The organism is Lysinibacter cavernae (assembly GCF_011758565.1).
GTDB classification, from domain to species: domain Bacteria; phylum Actinomycetota; class Actinomycetes; order Actinomycetales; family Microbacteriaceae; genus Lysinibacter; species Lysinibacter cavernae.
On record NZ_JAAMOX010000001.1, the window covers coordinates 493090 to 510459 of the forward strand.

Sequence of the window (17370 nt, forward strand, 5' to 3'; positions counted from 1 at the left end):
GGTTTGCCTCGGTTCTGTTATTCGTGACTCCAGCTTCCCCCGAGTGCGCGTGCATGGCATCGCCCGGAACAGGCGATCACGGCCAAGCCTTGCTTACCGGTCAGAGCAAACCGTGTTCGCTTGCGGCAGCAACAGCCTCTGCCCGTCCGGAGACGCCAAGTTTTTGGTAGATCGACCGGAGATGCGTTTTGATCGTGTTTGGACTGAGCTGCTGGTTGCTTGCGATGGTCGAAACACTCTGGTGTCTGGGGAGTTCTCGCAAGATTTCGTGCTCCTTGCGGGTTAGTACTCCAACGGGCTCAAGATCGTTGCCGCTGGCTTGTAGGCATTCGTAGGCTCGAACGATGCTGTGCCCGTATTCTTCGAGCGGCCCAAGTCTGCCGACGCGTTCCGCAACGAGGCGTGCGCCGACGCCGTCAGATGCGAGAAATGGGCGGCGCAGCCGGAGTGGCCTCGAATCATTCAGTGCCTGGTTGACGCGAGCATCCGCAATCGATGTCCTGCCCGACTGGTTTGCCCATTTGCTCAAGAGCAGCCAGCCGTAGACCGAAGTAGCCGGGTTATTGGCCAGGGCTTTTCGCTTGAGTTGAAGCTCAAGTGCCGTTTCAAGTTCTCGCTGGCGGGGCACGCCCTCACTCAGCATCGCGGTTGCAACCACCGCTTCGAGCGAGTCTTGGCCAAGGACATCGGCAAGAAACCGCAGCGCATCTCGCGCCTCGGTGGCCCCGCGAAGGTGCAAGCTGAGGTCGATATAGCGGCAGGAGGCAAGGGCCAGCGTGAGCGGATGGTGGCGGCCGTTGGCGCGAAGCTGGTCGTCGAGGGTATCAAACACGTCGCGAGGGTTCTCGGTTCCATCGAGCCGAATGAGCGACTGCAGTATGGCAGCAGGAACGTCGATCTTTGGCTCATTCGTTGCCGCTCTGGTCATCCGGATGTCATCAAGATCGTGACTGTCAACCGCTTGGCACCGCTGGAAACGTGATGTTGCCCAGCCAAGTTGTGCCTGCAGCGCGACGAGGTTCGTTGAGTAGTCGGTTGTGCGAAGCACGGTCGAGACCTGGTCCTCAATAGCGTGGAGTTCGTGCCAGTTCGACAGTTGTTGCTCGCATTGCGCGTGCAGATCAAGCGCGAGGAGCGAGAGCCACTGCTGGCTGGCGAGCCGCGCGTCAAGGGCAGCAGAGCGCAAGAGCTCACTGGCTGCGGTCCAGTTTGATTGCTTTGCTAGGGCCCACCCCCTCGCAATATCACCGAAGATGACAGTGTCTATCACGAGCTTATCGTCGGCTCCAGAGCCAAGTAGCCCTGGCAAAAAGCGATTGGATGCTGCCTCGAGTCGGCTCAGGGCCTCGGCAACGTCGTGTTGGGTATCGGAGCGAAACACGCTCAGCCCGGCATGGACAACCTGAATGGACAGTGGCGCCCGGTCAAGGGTGACCGAGGCTCTGTCGAGGTGGTGCTGCGCGAATCCGGAAGACATCACAAACGGGACGGAAAGCATTGCAGCAAGGGTGTGCGTTGTTGCGGTTCCTGCCCTCGCCTCGTGAAGATAGCTGACTGCCCGCTCAACGATTGTGGCCGAGCCCGAGCACAGGATGCTGATGCCTTGGTCGTCAAGAAGCGCCCGAATCGACCCTATCTGCTGTGCTTTGAGTGCGTGTTTCAGCGCAAGCTTCGGCTGCCCGTTTGCAACGTACCAGCCCTGAGCGCGGGAGTGCGATTCGAGCGCAGCTGAATGGCTGTGTTTTCGAAGATGGGCGCCAAGGTAGCCCTTCAATATGGGGTGATAGCTGAAGAGTTCGCCCTGCGGCGTCTGCAGTTCTCGTGCCAGGTTGAGATAGACCAAACGGTGCAAGAGTTCCCCGGCATCCTGGCGTCCTGACAGGTGCACGGCAAAACTGGTGGTCAGCTTTTCGGCAACGGCGGTCGACAACAGAAAATCGGTGGTTTCTGTTGGCAGCGATTCGAGAAGTTGGGAAACCAGAAAATCGCCGAGAGCATGTTCGTCGTGATCAAAGGATGAGAGAAAACGATCACGGTTGTCAACGGAGCGGAGCAAGTGCGAAAGTAGGTTGATTGCGATCGGCCATCCCATCGTCCGTTCGGTGACAACACAGAGCTGATCTGGGGTGAGCACGATCCCCATGCGGAGGAAATACTGAGCTATCTCAGGCGAGGTGAACGCAAGATCTTGGGCACGGAGTTCAGCGGTCTCAGGCAGAAGGCCCTCAATTGAGGGGCTAAACGGTGAGTAGTGGCCAGCGAGTCGGAGGCGAACTGGAGCTTTTGGGTTTCGCGCGAGCGAGAGGAGCCAGTCCCTGTCTCTCCGGTTCGTAATCGTGTGCACATCATCGATGATGAGGGTGAACGGCTTCTCGAGGTCAAGAACAGACCAGTCGCGCGGTATACGAGGATCTCGGCGTACTGGTTGTTCAAACAGCGGTTCGTTGCGTTCGATTGCCTGTATGGCCCGGTAGGTCGCATAACTCACGAGCGCTTCGAGCGAAGGGCTGTCGGTGGATGCTTCGCTGAGGTTGAGGCAGACGAGGGCTCGGTTACCTGCCGATCCCTCCAACGCCCATCGGCCGAGGAGGGTGGTTTTGCCCGCTCCCGTTGGTGCCCAGACCGTTCGAACTGAACCAGGTTCGGCGTCGGTCGGTGAGTCGGCCAGTCGCGAGCGTTCAATCACCATCCTCGGGGAGTGTGGCGTCATAAACACGCCAGGGTGATCGGTCCAGTATTCAGCGAGATCTTCCATTGTTAGCCCCCGAGCTTTCAACATCCTGAGCCTTCAGATTAGGCCATAGGAACTTCAAGGGGAAGAGTGGTCTGACGTCTCTCACCCGAAGAGGGTGAGAGGTCGAATTGCTCGCTGACCAGGGCTGACTTGCCGCGGAATTGCCCCCTACCCAAGTAGCTTCGCTTTAGCCGCGGCAAATTCGTCGTCGGTTAGGGCTCCAGCCGAGTGCAGATCAGCCAATTGCTTGAGCTGGTCGAGCAGCGCGCCCTGTTCGGAAGGTACCGCGGCTGCCGAGGAAGGTACCTGAGGTATCGGCGCAGGTTGCGCGTTGGCTGTGCCACTTGCGTCCTGAGCCGCCTTGGCTGCCGCGGCATCGACCTGATCTTGGCGTTGCTGTTCCTCATAGGCAAGGCTCTGCTGCTCAGTTTCGTAGCGGTTGCGCCGCCGCCGACGGATGCCGCCAGTGACGGCCGTTGCCGTGCCCGCGACGATCGCGGTGCGGGCGGCAAGCCCGAGCAGTCCTGGTCGACCAATTCTGCCAAAGAGAGGCATAGTGTGCTCCTTGATATTGTGTCCTGCGAATGGGTAGGGATGCGACTAAAAACTTCCGATGCCTTTCCCGATTTGGGAAACGCCAATGACGAGCAGAAGAACCGCCATGATCGCGGCGTTGTTTCCCACAAGCCACACCCGAAGGCTTTCAAGCGTTGCCGAGAGCTTGTCGGAGGCCACCAGGTAGGCAATCACCGGGACTGCAACGGACGCGCCCGCGATGACCGTGAAGATCACGATCGCCACGATAGTGGGGCCGACGTCCAGCGCCGCGAGGCCGATGGCCGTTCCTGCGGATGCGGCCATGATGAGGTTCTTCGGGTTGACGGCGGCAAGCACAAAGCCGAGCGCCAGACCCCGGCCAACAGTCATGGTGTCGATCGCTGCCATCCACTTTGGCAATGCCGCGTCTTCTCCTGGCTTCGGCCGGGAACGCCACTGCTTCACCGCTAAGAGCAGCAGCAGGACACCGAGCACAATCTTGATCACACCAGCGATGGGTTGAGAAGCGGAAGGGTCAGTAGCGGGAATCAGCGACGAAACGAGGGTAAAAACCGTAACCGCGATCACAATGCCTGCGAGCCAGCCGACCAGAAAACCGAGGCTTGTTCTGCGCGCGTGTGGCGAGAGCAGCATCAGAATCGCCGCAATGATCGGCAACGGGCTGATGGTCACGCCAATTGCAAGTGGAAGGATTTCGCCGATAACCGGTCCCATAGTGTGCTGCTTTCGTCGGTGTGCTCACCAGTCTGCGAGGTCGCCGCGGCCTCGGCTTCATCCGATGCGGGTGATTACACCGCAGTAGACAACAACGAGTATGAAAGCGCGAGGGTCATGATTCGTCAGCATGAGGAGCTCGCATCAACACGATCAGAGGAACATCATGACCGAACTGTTGCTGAACCTACTGCCGCTGGCAATAGGTGTGATTGTGAGCCCGCTTGCAATTATGGCGTTGGTCGCTGTGCTCGTTTCACGGAATGCGCGACGGAACGGACTGGCGTTTTTGCTTGGCTGGATCGCGGCAATCTGCCTGGTTATGGTGCTCTGCTGGTGGATTTTCTCATCGCTCACGCCACCGGACCGCGGCCCGGCCTCAACCTGGGTCAGCATCGTTCGACTGCTGATCGGGCTCATCCTTGTGGTCGCGGCAGGGTACGTCTGGCTGCGAGGACGCCACCACGTCCGCCAGATGGCGGCGGCCGTTTCGCCAAAGGACGTTGTTGCGGCGGCCCCGCAGCTCCCAGGCTGGCTGAAATCGGTTGATACGTTTACCCCGTCTCGGTCGTTTTTGCTCGGCGTTGGCATCTTCATTCTCAACCCGGTTGATCTCTCGTGTGCGGTCTTGGCAACGCTCGATATTCATCAGGCTGATCTGTCCTCGGGGCCAACCGTTCTTGCCGCGATCCTCTTTGGCACGATTGCCGCCTCGCCGGTGCTGATCCCCGTGCTTATCGTGCTGGTTAAGGGGCAGCAGGCCGACCCGTTCCTGAAACGGGCGCGCACATGGATCGCGGGGAATACGAGCATCCTCAACGCGCTTCTGCTTGGGCTCATTGGGTTGATGCAACTGAGCAAGGCCGTCTCCGCCTTATTGGCCAGCTAACCAACAAACCACCGGCGCAGCCGATGGAAGGGAAAAATCATGAAGTTTCGAGTGCTACCTGGGCTCCACGTTCGTAACCTCGGTCGTGAATCACTTGCGGGCGTGACCCTCATGGCGATTGCGGTGCCACTCAACATTGGTTATGCGCAGATCGCCGGGCTGCCAGCGACCGCGGGTCTCTACTCGCTTATCCTGCCCTGCATCATGTTCGCGCTCATCGCCTCGACCCGGCAACTCATCGCGTCGCCTGATGCCGCGGCCGCCGCGCTTGTTGCTTCGTCGCTCGGCGGTTTGGCGACGGCCGGCGGCAAAGACTACATCCAGCTGGCCATGGCACAGGCGATTATCGGGGCGGTGTTCTTTGGTTTGTGCGCGATCTTTAAGCTCGGGTTTCTCGCCAACTTTCTATCGGAGCCCATCCTGATCGGATTTGTAGGTGGTCTTGCCCTCGATATCTTGCTCAGCCAGGTGGCCAAGATGCTCGGCGTCAAGATCAACAGCGGCGATGACTTCATCCCGAGGGTCGGTGAACTCGTGAGCGGCTTAGGCACAACAAACGTGTGGTCGCTCCTCATCTCTGGTCTTGCCGTTGCCGTACTTGTTGGTGGACGGAAGCTTGCTGGCCGTTTCCCGTGGGCCCTTGTTGTCTTGATCGTTGGCACGATTGCGGTTGTATCGACGGGGGCTGAAGCCGCTGGCGTCGCCGTGCTTGGCCACGTCGATGCGGGAGCGCCCGCGCTCACCTGGCCACAGATCTCCCCGAGCGAATGGCTCAAGGTCACCCCGAGCGCCCTCGCCCTGACGCTCGTCGCGATGGCGGAAGGGCTGCTGGTCGCCCGTCGCTACGGTCAAAAACGCGGTTACAGCACAAACCCTAACCGCGATCTCGCGGCCTTTGGTGCGGCAAACCTTGCGGCAGGAGTGACCGGAGGCTTCACTGTCGGCTCCTCGACCTCCCGCACCGCGGCCCTTGACCAGGCCGGATCTCGAACGCAACTGCCGTCGATTGTTGCCGCGGTCGGAACGCTCCTGCTTGTACTGTTTGGCACGGCGTTACTTGAACACATTCCCTCACCAGCAATTGGCGCAATTGTCGCCGTCGCCGTCTTTCCCCTCCTTGGTATTGGCGATCTTGCGCACCTCTGGAGGGTTCGTAAGTTCGAATTTGCCGTGGCAGCAGTGTGCTTCCTCGGGGCGCTTCTGCTTGGACCCATCATCGGAATCATGCTTGCCTTCGTGCTGTCCCTCGTGAACCTCGCACGACGGGCATCCTCGCCGCGTGTTGATCTTCTGGTGAGCCAGCAGGGGGGCTCGCTCTCAAGCGAACCGCTCACCAATACCGCCTCAACCGGGGTTGCCGATGTCGCAGTTGTGCGATTCGCGGCCCCGATCTTCTTCGCAAATGCTGGGGTGCTGAGCGATCGGCTCAGCCAGGTCATCACGGCGGGCTCACAGAACGGACTTGTCAACCTTGTCCTTGATTGCGAAGCGATTACCGACATCGACGTCACAGGTGCCAAAGCGGTTGCCGAAATCACTGAGGTTGCGCAGCAGGCGGGTGTCACACTGCACCTTTCGCGCTTGCGAACCGATATCGCAGCCGAGTTCGCACAGCTTGGCGTCTTTGACGGCGTCGACCACTATGCGACCAACGAGGACGCGTTGGCCAGTCTTTCTGGCGGTCACCAGTCGAGCTCACCCCACCAGGGTGAGGCGCTGGCACTGGCGCCACAGGAAGATACAACTAACCCAAAAAATCCTACTGATTAGAGGAGAGACTCATGAATTTCTGGACTGATTTTTGGAGCGTACTGTGGTTTGCCTTCTGGATGTTTGCGTTCATCGCCTACCTCATGGTGCTGTTCTCGATCATCGGCGATATCTTCAGGGACCGAGCGCTGAACGGCTGGTTCAAAGCCATCTGGATCATCTTCCTTGTCTTTGTTCCGTTCCTCACCGCCGTCATCTACCTCATTGCACGAGGCAACGGCATGGCCGAACGCCAGGCAAAGGACTACAAGGAAGCGCAATCGGCGACCGAGAGCTACATTCGCGATGTTGCCGGTTCGAGCCCGTCCGACGAGATCGCGAAGGCGCAGAGCCTGCTTCAGTCCGGAACAATTACTCAGGCCGAATTTGAGGCCATCAAGCGTCACGCACTCGGCGCCCACTCCTAACCGTTCATATTTGTACCGTTCGAATACCAGCAGAAAGAAGTAACCACATGTCAGACCTCATCGTGATCTCGTTCGACACCGAAGCAGAAGCGGAAGGCGCCTACGAGCGCATCCAACAACTCCAAAACGACCTCGTTGTTGAACTTGCAGGGCTCGCCCTTGTCAAGGTTGACGAGAACGGCAAAACCCACGTAGAAACGCCTGGAGCCGTCGGAAAAGTCGGCGTCGGGGCCGTCGGGGGCGCGCTGTTTGGTACGCTCATCGGCATTTTGTTCTTCATCCCTGTCATTGGGCTGGTCTTTGGTGGCGTCCTCGGTGGCCTGTTTGCCGGCCTCGACAAGACCGGGCTCAACAGCGAGTTTCGGAGCCGGGTGAAGGATGCTGTCGCTCAGGGACGGTCCGCCGTTGTGCTCTACGCGTTCAAACTCACGGAAGACAAATTTGCCGAGGCGCTCGCACCGTTTAACGGAACCATCGTGCAGACCTCGCTGTCTGAGGCCGACGAGAAGGCGCTCGCTCATGACCTCGGCACCGCTCAGTAACTTCCGCTCGTAACCCGCAAAGGATCACGCATCATGGCTAAGAAATTCGGCGGCGTCATCAATCTTGACGTTCGCGATTCGGTTCCAGACTGGAGCCCATACCTTGCAGAGAAGGCGCCGGCCGGTGCCCCAAACATCCTGATCGTGCTGTATGACGACACCGGCCTCGCCGCCTGGTCGCCCTACGGGGGCGGCATCAATATGCCAACGCTCGAACGTCTTGCCGAGAACGGGCTCACGTACACGCAGTGGCACACAACGGCGTTGTGCTCGCCTACACGATCGTGCTTCCTGACCGGGCGAAACCATCACGAGAACGGCTTTGCATCTATCTCTGAGGCGGCCTCAGGATTCCCGGGCCACAATTCCCACATTCCGTTCGAAAACGCGTTTATGGCCGAGGTGCTGCGTGAAAAGGGCTGGAACACGTTCTGGCTTGGCAAGAATCACAACGTGCCGGTCGACGAGTGGGACATGGGCGCGACGAAGCGCAACTGGCCGCTTGCGCGAGGGTTTGACCGCTTCTACGGATTCCTCGGAGGAGAGACCAATCAGTGGTATCCCGACCTGACTGAGGACAACCATTTCATCGACCAGCCGTACCTCCCAGAAGACGGCTACCACCTGTCGAAGGATCTTGCGGATAAAGCGATCTCGTTCATCCGCGATTCAAAGCAGTCTCAGCCAGAGAAACCGTGGTTCACCTTCTTCTGCCCAGGGGCAAATCACGCACCCCACCACGCCCCAGAGGAATGGATAGCCAAGTACAAGGGCAAATTCGACGACGGATACGAGGCATATCGCGAGTGGGTACTTCCGCGCATGATCGAGAAGGGAATCTTGCCTGACGGCACCGAACTGACTGATCTGAACCCCATGCCTGACGGCACATTTACCGAAACGGATTCGGTGCTGCCGTGGGACACCCTTTCGGACGACCAGAAGCGCCTTTTTAGCCGGATGGCGGAGGTCTACGCTGGGTACTCGGAATACACAGACCATCAGGTTGGGCGCATTATCGATTACCTCGAAGAATCCGGTCAGCTCGAGAACACCATCGTTGTGTACGCCGCTGACAACGGCGCATCCGGTGAGGGCAGCCCCAACGGTTCGGTCAACGAGAATAAGTTCTTCAACAGCTTCCCTGACGACCTCGAAGAGAACCTGGGGATGATCGATAAGCTTGGCGGCCCTGATGCCTACAACCATTACCCAACCGGGTGGGCTGCCGCATTCTCAACGCCGTTCCGCATGTTCAAGCGCTACTCCTACCAGGGTGGTGTCGCTGACCCCTTGGTTATCTCATGGCCAGCCGGCATTGCGGCCAGAGGGCAGATCCGGAGTCAGTATCACCACGTGACAGATATCGTGCCAACGCTGCTCGAAGCGGTTGGCGTCGAGTTCCCTCAATCGGTGAACGGCTACGAACAAACGCCATTGCCAGGTGTGTCGATGGCTTACTCCTTCGACGCCGAACCGGACGCACCAACCCAGAAACAGGTTCAGCACTACGAAATGCTGGGAACGCGAGCGATCTGGAATAACGGCTGGAAAGCGGTTACGGTTCACGGCCCACAGTTGGATAAGGGGCATTTTGACGAAGACCAGTGGCAACTGTTCCACACCGATGTCGACCGCTCCGAGAGCACGGACCTTGCGGAGCAGCATCCGGAAAAACTTGAGCAGCTCAAGGCATTGTGGATGGAGCAGGCGCTGAAGTACAAGGTGCTTCCCCTGAACGACCTTGGCCTTCGCGGCATCCTCGCCATGGAGTTTAAGGTTCCGGTTCCACCGAGCGGGCAGTACACCTACTACCCACAAACGCTTGAAGTGCCTGAACGGCTTGCCGCGAACACCCACGGGGTGTCGTTTAAGGTGCTCTCAGACGTGACCTTTACCCCAACAACCGAGGGCGTCATCTGGGCGCACGGTTCCCGGTTTGGCGGGCATACGCTCTTTGTGAAAGACGGCAAGATTCACTACGCCTATAACTTCCTCGGCATTCGTCCATATCAGTACGTGGTTGCCGAGACGGTTCCAACCGATGGGCGGCACATCATCGGCGTCGACTTCGCCAAGGAGCGTACCGGCGAACACTACGAATCGTTTGGCACGGCAACCGTGTATATCGATAGTTCGAAGGAAGCCTCGGCCGAGATCCGAACCCAGAGCGGGCACTTCACGCTCTGCGGGGAGGGCTTATGCATCGGATACGACGGGGGAGACAGCGTCGTTGACGACTATTCCAACGGATTTCCGCTCGTGAACGGCGAGATCCATTCCGTCGTCTTTGATGTGGCCGACGACGCGTATATCGACGTTGAACGCCACCTCGCCGCCGCCTACAGTAGGGATTAGTCGTGACCAACGGCACCCGCCGGGCCTCCTGGATGCTACCGACGCTGCGAGGTTACCAACGCTCGTGGCTCGGGAGGGACATCCTCGCAGGGCTCTCGGCGGGTGCCGTTGTCATCCCTCAAGCGATGGCCTATTCGACCATCGCCAACCTTCCGGTCGAACTGGGGGTGTACACCTGTATTGTTCCGATGCTGGTGTACGCCTTTCTTGGTGGTTCGCGGGCGATGAGCGTTTCAACCACCTCGACCATTGCAACACTCACCGCAACCACACTTGTCACGGCCGGTGTTGCGGCCGGCTCTGACGATGCGCAGCAGGCCGTCCTGACGCTCACCTTGCTCGTCGGAGTGATCCTTGGCGTCGCGCGACTGTTCCGCATTGGGTCGCTTGTTGAGAACATCAGCCAGGCAACGCTCATCGGCATCAAAGTGGGGCTTGGTGCGACCGTTGCGCTTGGGCAGCTGCCAAAGATGTTTGGGGTTGACGTTCAGCAAACCGGCCACGGGTTCATCAGGGCGGTGATCGCGTTGATTGAGGCGCTTCCGCAGTTAAGCGTGACGACGCTGCTCTTTTCGGCTGGCACAGTTGCCGTGCTCGTGATCCTTCCTCGGCTCGTGGCCCGGATTCCGGCACCGCTTGTTGTGGTCGCGCTCGGCATCCTCCTGACCGCCCTCGTCCCACCCGCAACAAGTGGCATCGCGGTCATCGCGCCAGTCTCGACCGGACTCCCGCTGCCGGCGATACCGTCGCTGAGCGGAATCGGCGAGCTGATTCCAGGTGCACTAGCGATCGCGATCATGGCCTTTCTTGAAACGGCATCTGTCGCACGCGGCATTCGCCAGCACGGGGATCCCACTATCGATAGCAATCAAGAATTGCTGGCGACAAGCGCCACCAACCTCATCGGTTCGTTCTTCCACTGCCTTCCGTCGGCCGGCGGCTTTTCGCAGAGCGCGGTTAATCAGCGCGCGGGCGCGAGGTCGCAGCTGTCGAGCATCACAACGGCCGTGCTTGCGGTGCTCGTTTTGCTGTTTCTTGCCCCTGTGCTCAGCTTATTGCCGCAGGCGACACTCGCTGCCATGGTGTTTGTTGCCGTCATCGGGCTTATCGATGTCCCCGGAATGGTCAGGCTCTTCCGCCTCAGCAAGGCCGAGTTTTGGACCTCAGTCGTGACCGCACTGATTGGGCTTTCCGTCGGTTTGCTGCCCGCCGTAGCCGCTGGAGTTGTGCTCACTCTTGGCCTCGTCCTTCACGAACTGAATAAGCCGCGCATCGAGGCGCGTCCGCTCGACGGTGGAGGCCTTTCCATCCGTGTGTTGAGCCCGCTCTACACCGCAAATTTGCTCTCAACGACTCAGGCGATCGCCGCCGCCGCGCAGGAGGCAGAGGCCGGCTCGGTCATTGCGTTGGACTTCTCGACGCAGAATGTGGTTTCGGTCATGGTGATCGACGGCATGCGGGACCTCGACAACGACCTCGCTGCCGACGGATACCGTGTGCTCATCACAAACCTCCCACTTGGCGCGCTGGCACTTGCAGAGCAGACGTCCTGGTGGAAGCGAGTGATCGATGAGGGGCGCGTGCGCTAGCTCAGGGGATAACCGAACCAGATGTTGCAGATGTCTTGGTTGTGTAGCTCGGCGAGCAACGGCCCAAGCATGGAACATACACCGGGGCTGCACGCCCGTCTGTCGCGCCGCGAGACGCCGTTAGGCATCCCGCGCGCACCGGAAGCCGATGTGGCTTGTCGCGGTGTCGTCCGACTGCGGGGAACGGGCCGCAGGTCGATACCGGAGACAATACTCCGGCGCACACAGATGGGAGCCTCCTTTGAGTACCCGCCTCGGTGGCACGGAAACGCCGCCCTGAGCCTCGTTGGTGCCGAGCGAGGGGGGTGCAGACCTCCCCGACGACGGGCCACACTGGCATCCATCGCCGCACGAGCCAGCCGTTGACGGCTCCTGCGAGGTGGAAACACCGGTGCCCCTTTCTCCGCCAGGAACCGCCAAGAGATTAACCACGGTGATCGGCATCGTGACGGGTGCGGTCACGTCAGTCGGCACCTCGTGCCGTTCGGTGTAGGGCGTTGTTGTCCATTCCCAGACGTTGCCTATCATGTCGAATAAGCCGGATCGGTCTGCCGGAAAAGCCCCAACGGGCGAAGTGCCTGCCCAACCGTTGGCGCCCGTATTGAGGTACGGAAAACGCCCCTGCCAATTATTTGCCATGAGCAGGCCCCCAGGGTGTAGCTCGGTACCCCACGCGTATGTGCTTGGCCCGTGGCCTCCGGTTGCCGCGTATTCCCACTCAGCCTCGGTCGGCAGCCGCTTGCCAGCCCAGGCCGCGTATGCGGAGGCATCCTCAAACGAGACATGAATCACGGGATGAGTTGGCCGGTCCCGGATATGCGAACGGGGGCCGGCCGGATGGTTCCAGCACGCGCCTGGCACCCAAGACCACCACTGCTGCCAATCATCAAGCGCAACTGGCCCATGCGTCGGGACAAAGAGCAGCGCGCCGGCACGAAGGTCTTCAGGAGGGAGCTCGGGGAAGAGTTCCGGGTCGAGTGGCCGCTCGGCGACGGTGACGTAGCCGGTGTCGTCAACAAAGGCCGCAAACTCAGCGTTTGTTACCGGATGTTGGTCAAGCAGAAACGACTCAACCCGACGCACATGCACAGGGCCCTCTTCCGGATAGAACTCCGTTGACCCCATGGTGAAGGAGCCAGCCGGAATGAGCGTCATTTGAGGCATAGAGGTCTCCTTTGGTCATACTCTTCTATTTTCGTGTTTTGGCGACACATTGCCCTCACCCGTTTGGGGTGAGCAAGGGGGTTCGACGGCGCTGGCCGTGAGTAGTCTCAGCAGGCGTTCGTGAGTAGCGCACCAAACAAATGTCAGGGCGCGCAGCGCTTGGCGTCGAAATCAAGGGGCTGAGCGGGCAGCCATCGCGCTGGTCGACGGAACGCATCCGGTTGAAGCTACTCAGCAGCTGTTTGCTGACGCACATCCCAACTTGGTGCTACTCAGTTACGGGGGTGTCTCGCTAGGTTGAGAGATTAGGTGTGACTCTTCCCGCCACGAGCAGTTGTCGTGGCGGGAAGAGCATCGCTGACGATATCGATCAGATGGGGGACCTGATCGTACGCATCAAGTCGGCGATTGTCCGTTAACTTTGGGGAAAGTGTTCGGTTACCTCACATTAGAACGAGTTATCTACCTTGAAGTAGGTGATATTTGGGTTTTGAGCGTAGGAAAGACCGCCGTGAGTATTGCTTTAGGGGCTACGGCGAGTTGGAATCAGTACTACGGCGCAAACACTGCGTCGTGGCGGTGAGCACACCTACGCAACTTTCCCCCCAAATTGTCACTTGCTGGGGCTGAAGGGATGAGTCCATGACCATGATTGGTCGAACACACGATATGCAGGTGGCGTTGAGCTTTGTAGATCAGGGGTCGAACGTCCAGATTGCTGGAAGCACTGGCAGCGGGAAGTCGCTGTTCCTGAGCGAGCTGTCCAATTATCTCAGCGAAAACGATTGGAACCCACTCCGGTTTTACGGGATCGCCGAGCTCAAGAATGTACCGCTCATGGCGCTGAATGTCGCGGCGCCGTCCGGAAAAACGGGTGCAACAGGGCCCGCTCAGCTGCGGGACGCCTATCAGCAGTTGATTACACTGACGCAAAAGCCACGATCAATTCTCATAATTGACGATATTGACGATCTTGATGATGCAAGCGCGGGTATCCTTCGGGCGGTTGCGCGGCACAACGGGCTCGTGCTGGTATCCGCAGGTCGAACGATTCCCGTTGGCGGCCTCGGCGGTACGCGCCAACCACCGCGGAACCTCGCCGATTTTGTTGTTGAACTGAAGCCGCTTCCGTTTGATTCTTTTGAGGTGTTGCTTGAAGCGAGGCTTGGCTCTCCGGTTGAATCGTCAACGGCGAGTCGACTCTTTGCCAAGTCTGGCGGCATCCCAGGGCTTGGGGTGACGCTGGCGCTTGCCGCGTCTGCCGAGCATTCGCTTCGGCTCCGCGAAGGCGTATGGACGGCCGAGAGCGACCTGTGGAGCCATTCGCTGCGCAGAATCGTCGAGGCGTATCTTGGGGAGTTGGATGCTGTCGGGCGGGACGCTCTTGAGATGCTGTGCCTTGTTGGTCCCGTTGATATTGAGACGGCCCACCAACTGGTTGGCTGGACGGCTGTTGAGGCACTTGAACATCACGGGCTCGTGCGCACGTACCCGTCAAACGATCGACTTTTGCTGACGGTGTTTCCCGCTATTCTTGTGGAGTTTTTTCGGCACGAAGACATGTCAACGAGGCGGTCGCGGCTCACCGAGGAAGTCGCCGAGCGGCTGCAAACCGTTGGAATGCCCTCACTCGACCAGTCCGACTACTTTGTCAAAGCTGAGCCGTGGGCGCCTGTTGAGGGTTCCGACGCGCTCTTTGTCCGAGTGCTCTATGAGCAGTCTCGCACGCAGCGACTGGTTGCCGAGGCAGAGTGGCAGCGGCAGCCAAGCGCGGCGACATCGTACAACCTGGTGTCAGCGCTCATCCATTCGAACGCCCATCTTGCCGACATTGAACGGGCGATCGCAACAACCGACCTCAGCCAGGCCGATCAGGTGCTTCGGGCCAGGTATACCTGTCTTGTGGCGAGGTGGAAGGCGTACGGTCGAAATGATGTGGATGGTGCCCTCGGCACCCTTGACAAGGCCGCGCCGCAGCTGGGGGAGTATTCGCGGCTGCTTGATGCCTGTCGGGTCAACATTCAACTTGACCTTCTCGGCGCGCCAGACGAGGCAGAGAGCCTGCTGCACGTGACGCCAGGGCTTCCTAGCAGGGTGACCTCGGAGCTGCACATTACCCTTGCGGCAGTGCACATCGCCCGCGCCGAGTTTGCGGAGGCAAGTTCCCTGCTTGATGGCGTTGGTGATCTCTTTGACCGTCCGTGGCGTACCGCACTGTATCGTGGCCTCGCACAGATTGGCGAAGGCAAGCTCCCCGATGCGGTCCGCACTGCCGACCTCGCCCTTGCCGAGGCGAGAGCAACGCTTGATACGGATGCGCTCAGGGTTCATTCGTATCTCGCGATCGTTGCGCTCACGCTGCAGTCAAAGTATCCGCGAATCGAGGTTCTGCTCGAATCGATCATGGCTTTGGGAACGCCGCACGTCTTTCTGCAGCTCTTTCATCTTGCGACCACAAACGTTGCAGCGATGGTTGCCCTGCGCAGTGGCCGAAAAGCTTACGGTGCAAGCCTCGTTGCTCAGCTGCGCACGTTTCCGAACGCCTTCGGCCCGTTCCCAGCAATGGAGATTGGCTGGGGCGCGTCGCAGTTCGAATCGATGGCTGGAAACCAGCGTCAGGCATCCCAGATTCTTTGGGAATCCGGGCAGCGCCTGTGGAAGCGCCACTCGACCTTTGCCTCGCTCGTTGATGCCCTGACGAGCGTTGAACTCAGCAGCGACACCGAACATCTCAACAAGGTGCAGTCGCGCGCTGCCAAAGTAGACAGTGTCTTTGTTGATGCGACCCTGCACTATGTTGAGGCGTATCTCTCACGGGATGCTGAAGGAATGCGAGTTGCCTTCAACGAGCTGACCGAAGTCGGGCGCTGGGGCCTCGCGCATAACGCCCTGACCCACCTCTCGCAATACCTCCGCGACGAGCATCGGGCAGACGAAGCTGAAGCCGTCATCAAAGAGCGTGCCGCTCTGGTAGCCGCGCATCTTGACGACCCATTCGACCTTGCGCGTTTTGTGATCTCCAATTCGTCGCTGACCGACCGCGAGGTAGAGATAGCGAGTTTTGTTGCCACGGGTCAGAGTAACCGACAGATCGCTGAACTGTTGCGGCTCAGTATCCGCACGGTTGAAAACCACGTGCATCGCATCATCCGCAAGGAGGGGCTCACCAACCGGAGCGAGATTGCAAGCCTCGGACGACGCTACGGCTGGGGCGAGGCAGTAATCTCCTAGCGGCGGCGAATGCCTTCACCCCGTTTGTGTGAGGTGCGGCTAAGCGCGCTGGTATTCACTCGAAGATACGTGTTGGGGTGTCCCCGCACGAACCGTCGAGGAGGAACCGTGTCCTGGTTTCGCAAGCGCACATCCCCGCAAGCTCAAAGCGGCGAGGCGGATGCACCAGCCTCCGCCTTGCCCGCTGGCGTGCCCGAACCAAGCGTTGGCCCGTCGAAGCTCCCCACATCGCCGGCTGCCGGAGTTGATCAGGCAGCCGGCATCGGAGCTGAAGCGCCGTCCCAGTCAGAAGCGTTGCCTGACCCCTCTCGGTGGGCGGCCTCTCCGAGAAGCGCCCTCATCCTCGCCGGGCTTGGAGGGGCAACCCTCACCGCTGTTGGCCTCTGGGCCATCCAGTCATTTTTTGCCCCGTTCTTCTTGGCCCTCGTGCTGACGATCTGCGCGCACCCCATTCGGGTTGCCCTCGAACGATGGGGAGTTGCGCGCGGCTTCGCGACCGGCTCTGTTATCGCCGTGGTTTTTGCGCTCCTCGCCTTGTTTGTGATGGCGCTCGTGGTTGCGTTTGGTCAGTTTGCGGCTCTGTTGCCGCAGTTTGGCCCGCAGATAATGGATATCGGAGCCCAGATCGCTGACTGGCTCAAAACCATCGGACTCACTCAAGAGCAGGTCAGCTCTATCGCAAGCGGATTTGATCCTGGTCGCATCATCGGGTTTGTTGCGGCGCTGCTCGGGAACGTTACAAACGTCACGGTTGGCCTCGTGATCATCCTGACCTCCCTGATCCTCATGGCGATGGACGCAGTTTACGTGCCGCTGCTCATGCGTCAGGTTGCTCGAACGCGCCCGCACATGGTTGCGGCCCTTGCCGGTTTTGCAACGGGCGTTCGTCGCTACATGGTTGCGACCACGGCCCTCGGCGTTGTGCAGGGTGTACTCAATTGGGTTGCGCTCGTCATCCTCGGCATCCCAGGAGCGTTCCTGTGGGGGTTGCTGTCGTTTCTCTGCAGCTACATCCCAAATATCGGCTACTTCATAGCGATCATCCCTCCCATCGTGTTTGGGCTGCTTGTTGGGGGATGGCCAGCCGTTGTCGCCGTCATCATCATTTATGGCGTGATCAACGCGGTCGTACAGTCGCTTATCCAACCGCGGGTTGTTGGCAATGCAGTGGCGCTCGGTCAGACCATCACCTTTGTATCTGTCCTGTTTTGGGCGGTTGTGATCGGGCCGATTGGCGCCATTCTTGCCATTCCGCTGACACTACTCGTTCGGGCCATCCTCATCGATTCCAACCCAGCGGCGGCCTGGTGGCGACCCGTTATCGGTGATCTCACCGAGACCAAACGCATTATGAAGGATGAGGACCTCAATCAGAAGCGAGCCAAGAACGATAAACGGGGACGCCAGCAGTAAC

At 59.6% G+C, this 17370-nt stretch carries 12 protein-coding genes; 8 read left to right on the top strand and 4 right to left on the bottom strand.

Annotation, left to right across the window (positions count from 1 at the left end):
- Nucleotides 1-100 precede the first annotated feature (100 nt).
- From FHX76_RS02350 to FHX76_RS02360, 3 genes are all read right to left on the bottom strand, one after another.
- Nucleotides 101-2755: a helix-turn-helix transcriptional regulator gene (locus FHX76_RS02350; protein ID WP_167147404.1), complete on the bottom strand. Its 2655-nt coding sequence runs from the start codon at nt 2753-2755 to the stop codon at nt 101-103.
- A gap of 147 nt (nt 2756-2902) precedes the next feature.
- The gene (locus FHX76_RS02355; RefSeq protein ID WP_167147407.1) at nt 2903-3289 is read right to left on the bottom strand and encodes an SHOCT domain-containing protein; all 387 of its coding nucleotides are present in this window, start codon (nt 3287-3289) and stop codon (nt 2903-2905) included.
- 45 nt (nt 3290-3334) lie between these two features.
- Nucleotides 3335-4006 (bottom strand): GAP family protein, encoded by a 672-nt coding sequence (locus FHX76_RS02360; RefSeq protein ID WP_167147410.1) that lies wholly within the window; start codon nt 4004-4006, stop codon nt 3335-3337.
- Nucleotides 4007-4172: 166 nt separating this feature from the next.
- Here FHX76_RS02360 and FHX76_RS02365 point away from each other — a divergent pair, with 166 nt between their 5' ends.
- The 6 genes from FHX76_RS02365 to FHX76_RS02390 are packed head-to-tail and all read left to right on the top strand — an operon-like array spanning nt 4173 to nt 11561.
- Complete coding sequence (locus FHX76_RS02365; protein ID WP_167147413.1) at nt 4173-4895, top strand: GAP family protein; 723 nt, start codon at nt 4173-4175, stop codon at nt 4893-4895.
- Between the two features lie 39 nt (nt 4896-4934).
- Nucleotides 4935-6665 carry a SulP family inorganic anion transporter gene (locus FHX76_RS02370; RefSeq protein ID WP_167147416.1) on the top strand — a complete coding sequence of 577 codons (1731 nt, stop codon included), beginning with the start codon at nt 4935-4937 and terminating at the stop codon, nt 6663-6665.
- Nucleotides 6666-6676: 11 nt separating this feature from the next.
- Nucleotides 6677-7072 (top strand): SHOCT domain-containing protein, encoded by a 396-nt coding sequence (locus FHX76_RS02375; protein WP_167147419.1) that lies wholly within the window; start codon nt 6677-6679, stop codon nt 7070-7072.
- A gap of 47 nt (nt 7073-7119) precedes the next feature.
- On the top strand, nt 7120-7614 hold the full coding sequence (locus FHX76_RS02380; RefSeq protein WP_167147422.1) for a DUF1269 domain-containing protein: 495 nt from the start codon (nt 7120-7122) through the stop codon (nt 7612-7614).
- A 33-nt stretch (nt 7615-7647) separates the two neighbouring features.
- Entirely contained in the window at nt 7648-9972 is a 2325-nt protein-coding gene (locus FHX76_RS02385; protein WP_167147425.1) for an arylsulfatase, read from the top strand.
- Between the two features lie 2 nt (nt 9973-9974).
- Nucleotides 9975-11561 (top strand): SulP family inorganic anion transporter, encoded by a 1587-nt coding sequence (locus tag FHX76_RS02390; protein WP_341777832.1) that lies wholly within the window; start codon nt 9975-9977, stop codon nt 11559-11561.
- Nucleotides 11562-11681: 120 nt separating this feature from the next.
- Here the strand turns inward: FHX76_RS02390 and FHX76_RS02395 are convergent, their stop codons facing one another.
- On the bottom strand, nt 11682-12716 hold the full coding sequence (locus FHX76_RS02395) for a formylglycine-generating enzyme family protein (protein ID WP_243848630.1): 1035 nt from the start codon (nt 12714-12716) through the stop codon (nt 11682-11684).
- Nucleotides 12717-13367: 651 nt separating this feature from the next.
- Between FHX76_RS02395 and FHX76_RS02400 the strand changes: the two genes are divergently transcribed.
- Both FHX76_RS02400 and FHX76_RS02405 read left to right on the top strand, forming a co-directional pair.
- Nucleotides 13368-15956, top strand: a complete 2589-nt coding sequence (locus FHX76_RS02400; protein WP_167147432.1) for a helix-turn-helix transcriptional regulator — start codon at nt 13368-13370, stop codon at nt 15954-15956.
- Nucleotides 15957-16064: 108 nt separating this feature from the next.
- Nucleotides 16065-17369: an AI-2E family transporter gene (locus tag FHX76_RS02405; protein WP_341777833.1), complete on the top strand. Its 1305-nt coding sequence runs from the start codon at nt 16065-16067 to the stop codon at nt 17367-17369.
- Nucleotide 17370 lies beyond the last annotated feature (1 nt).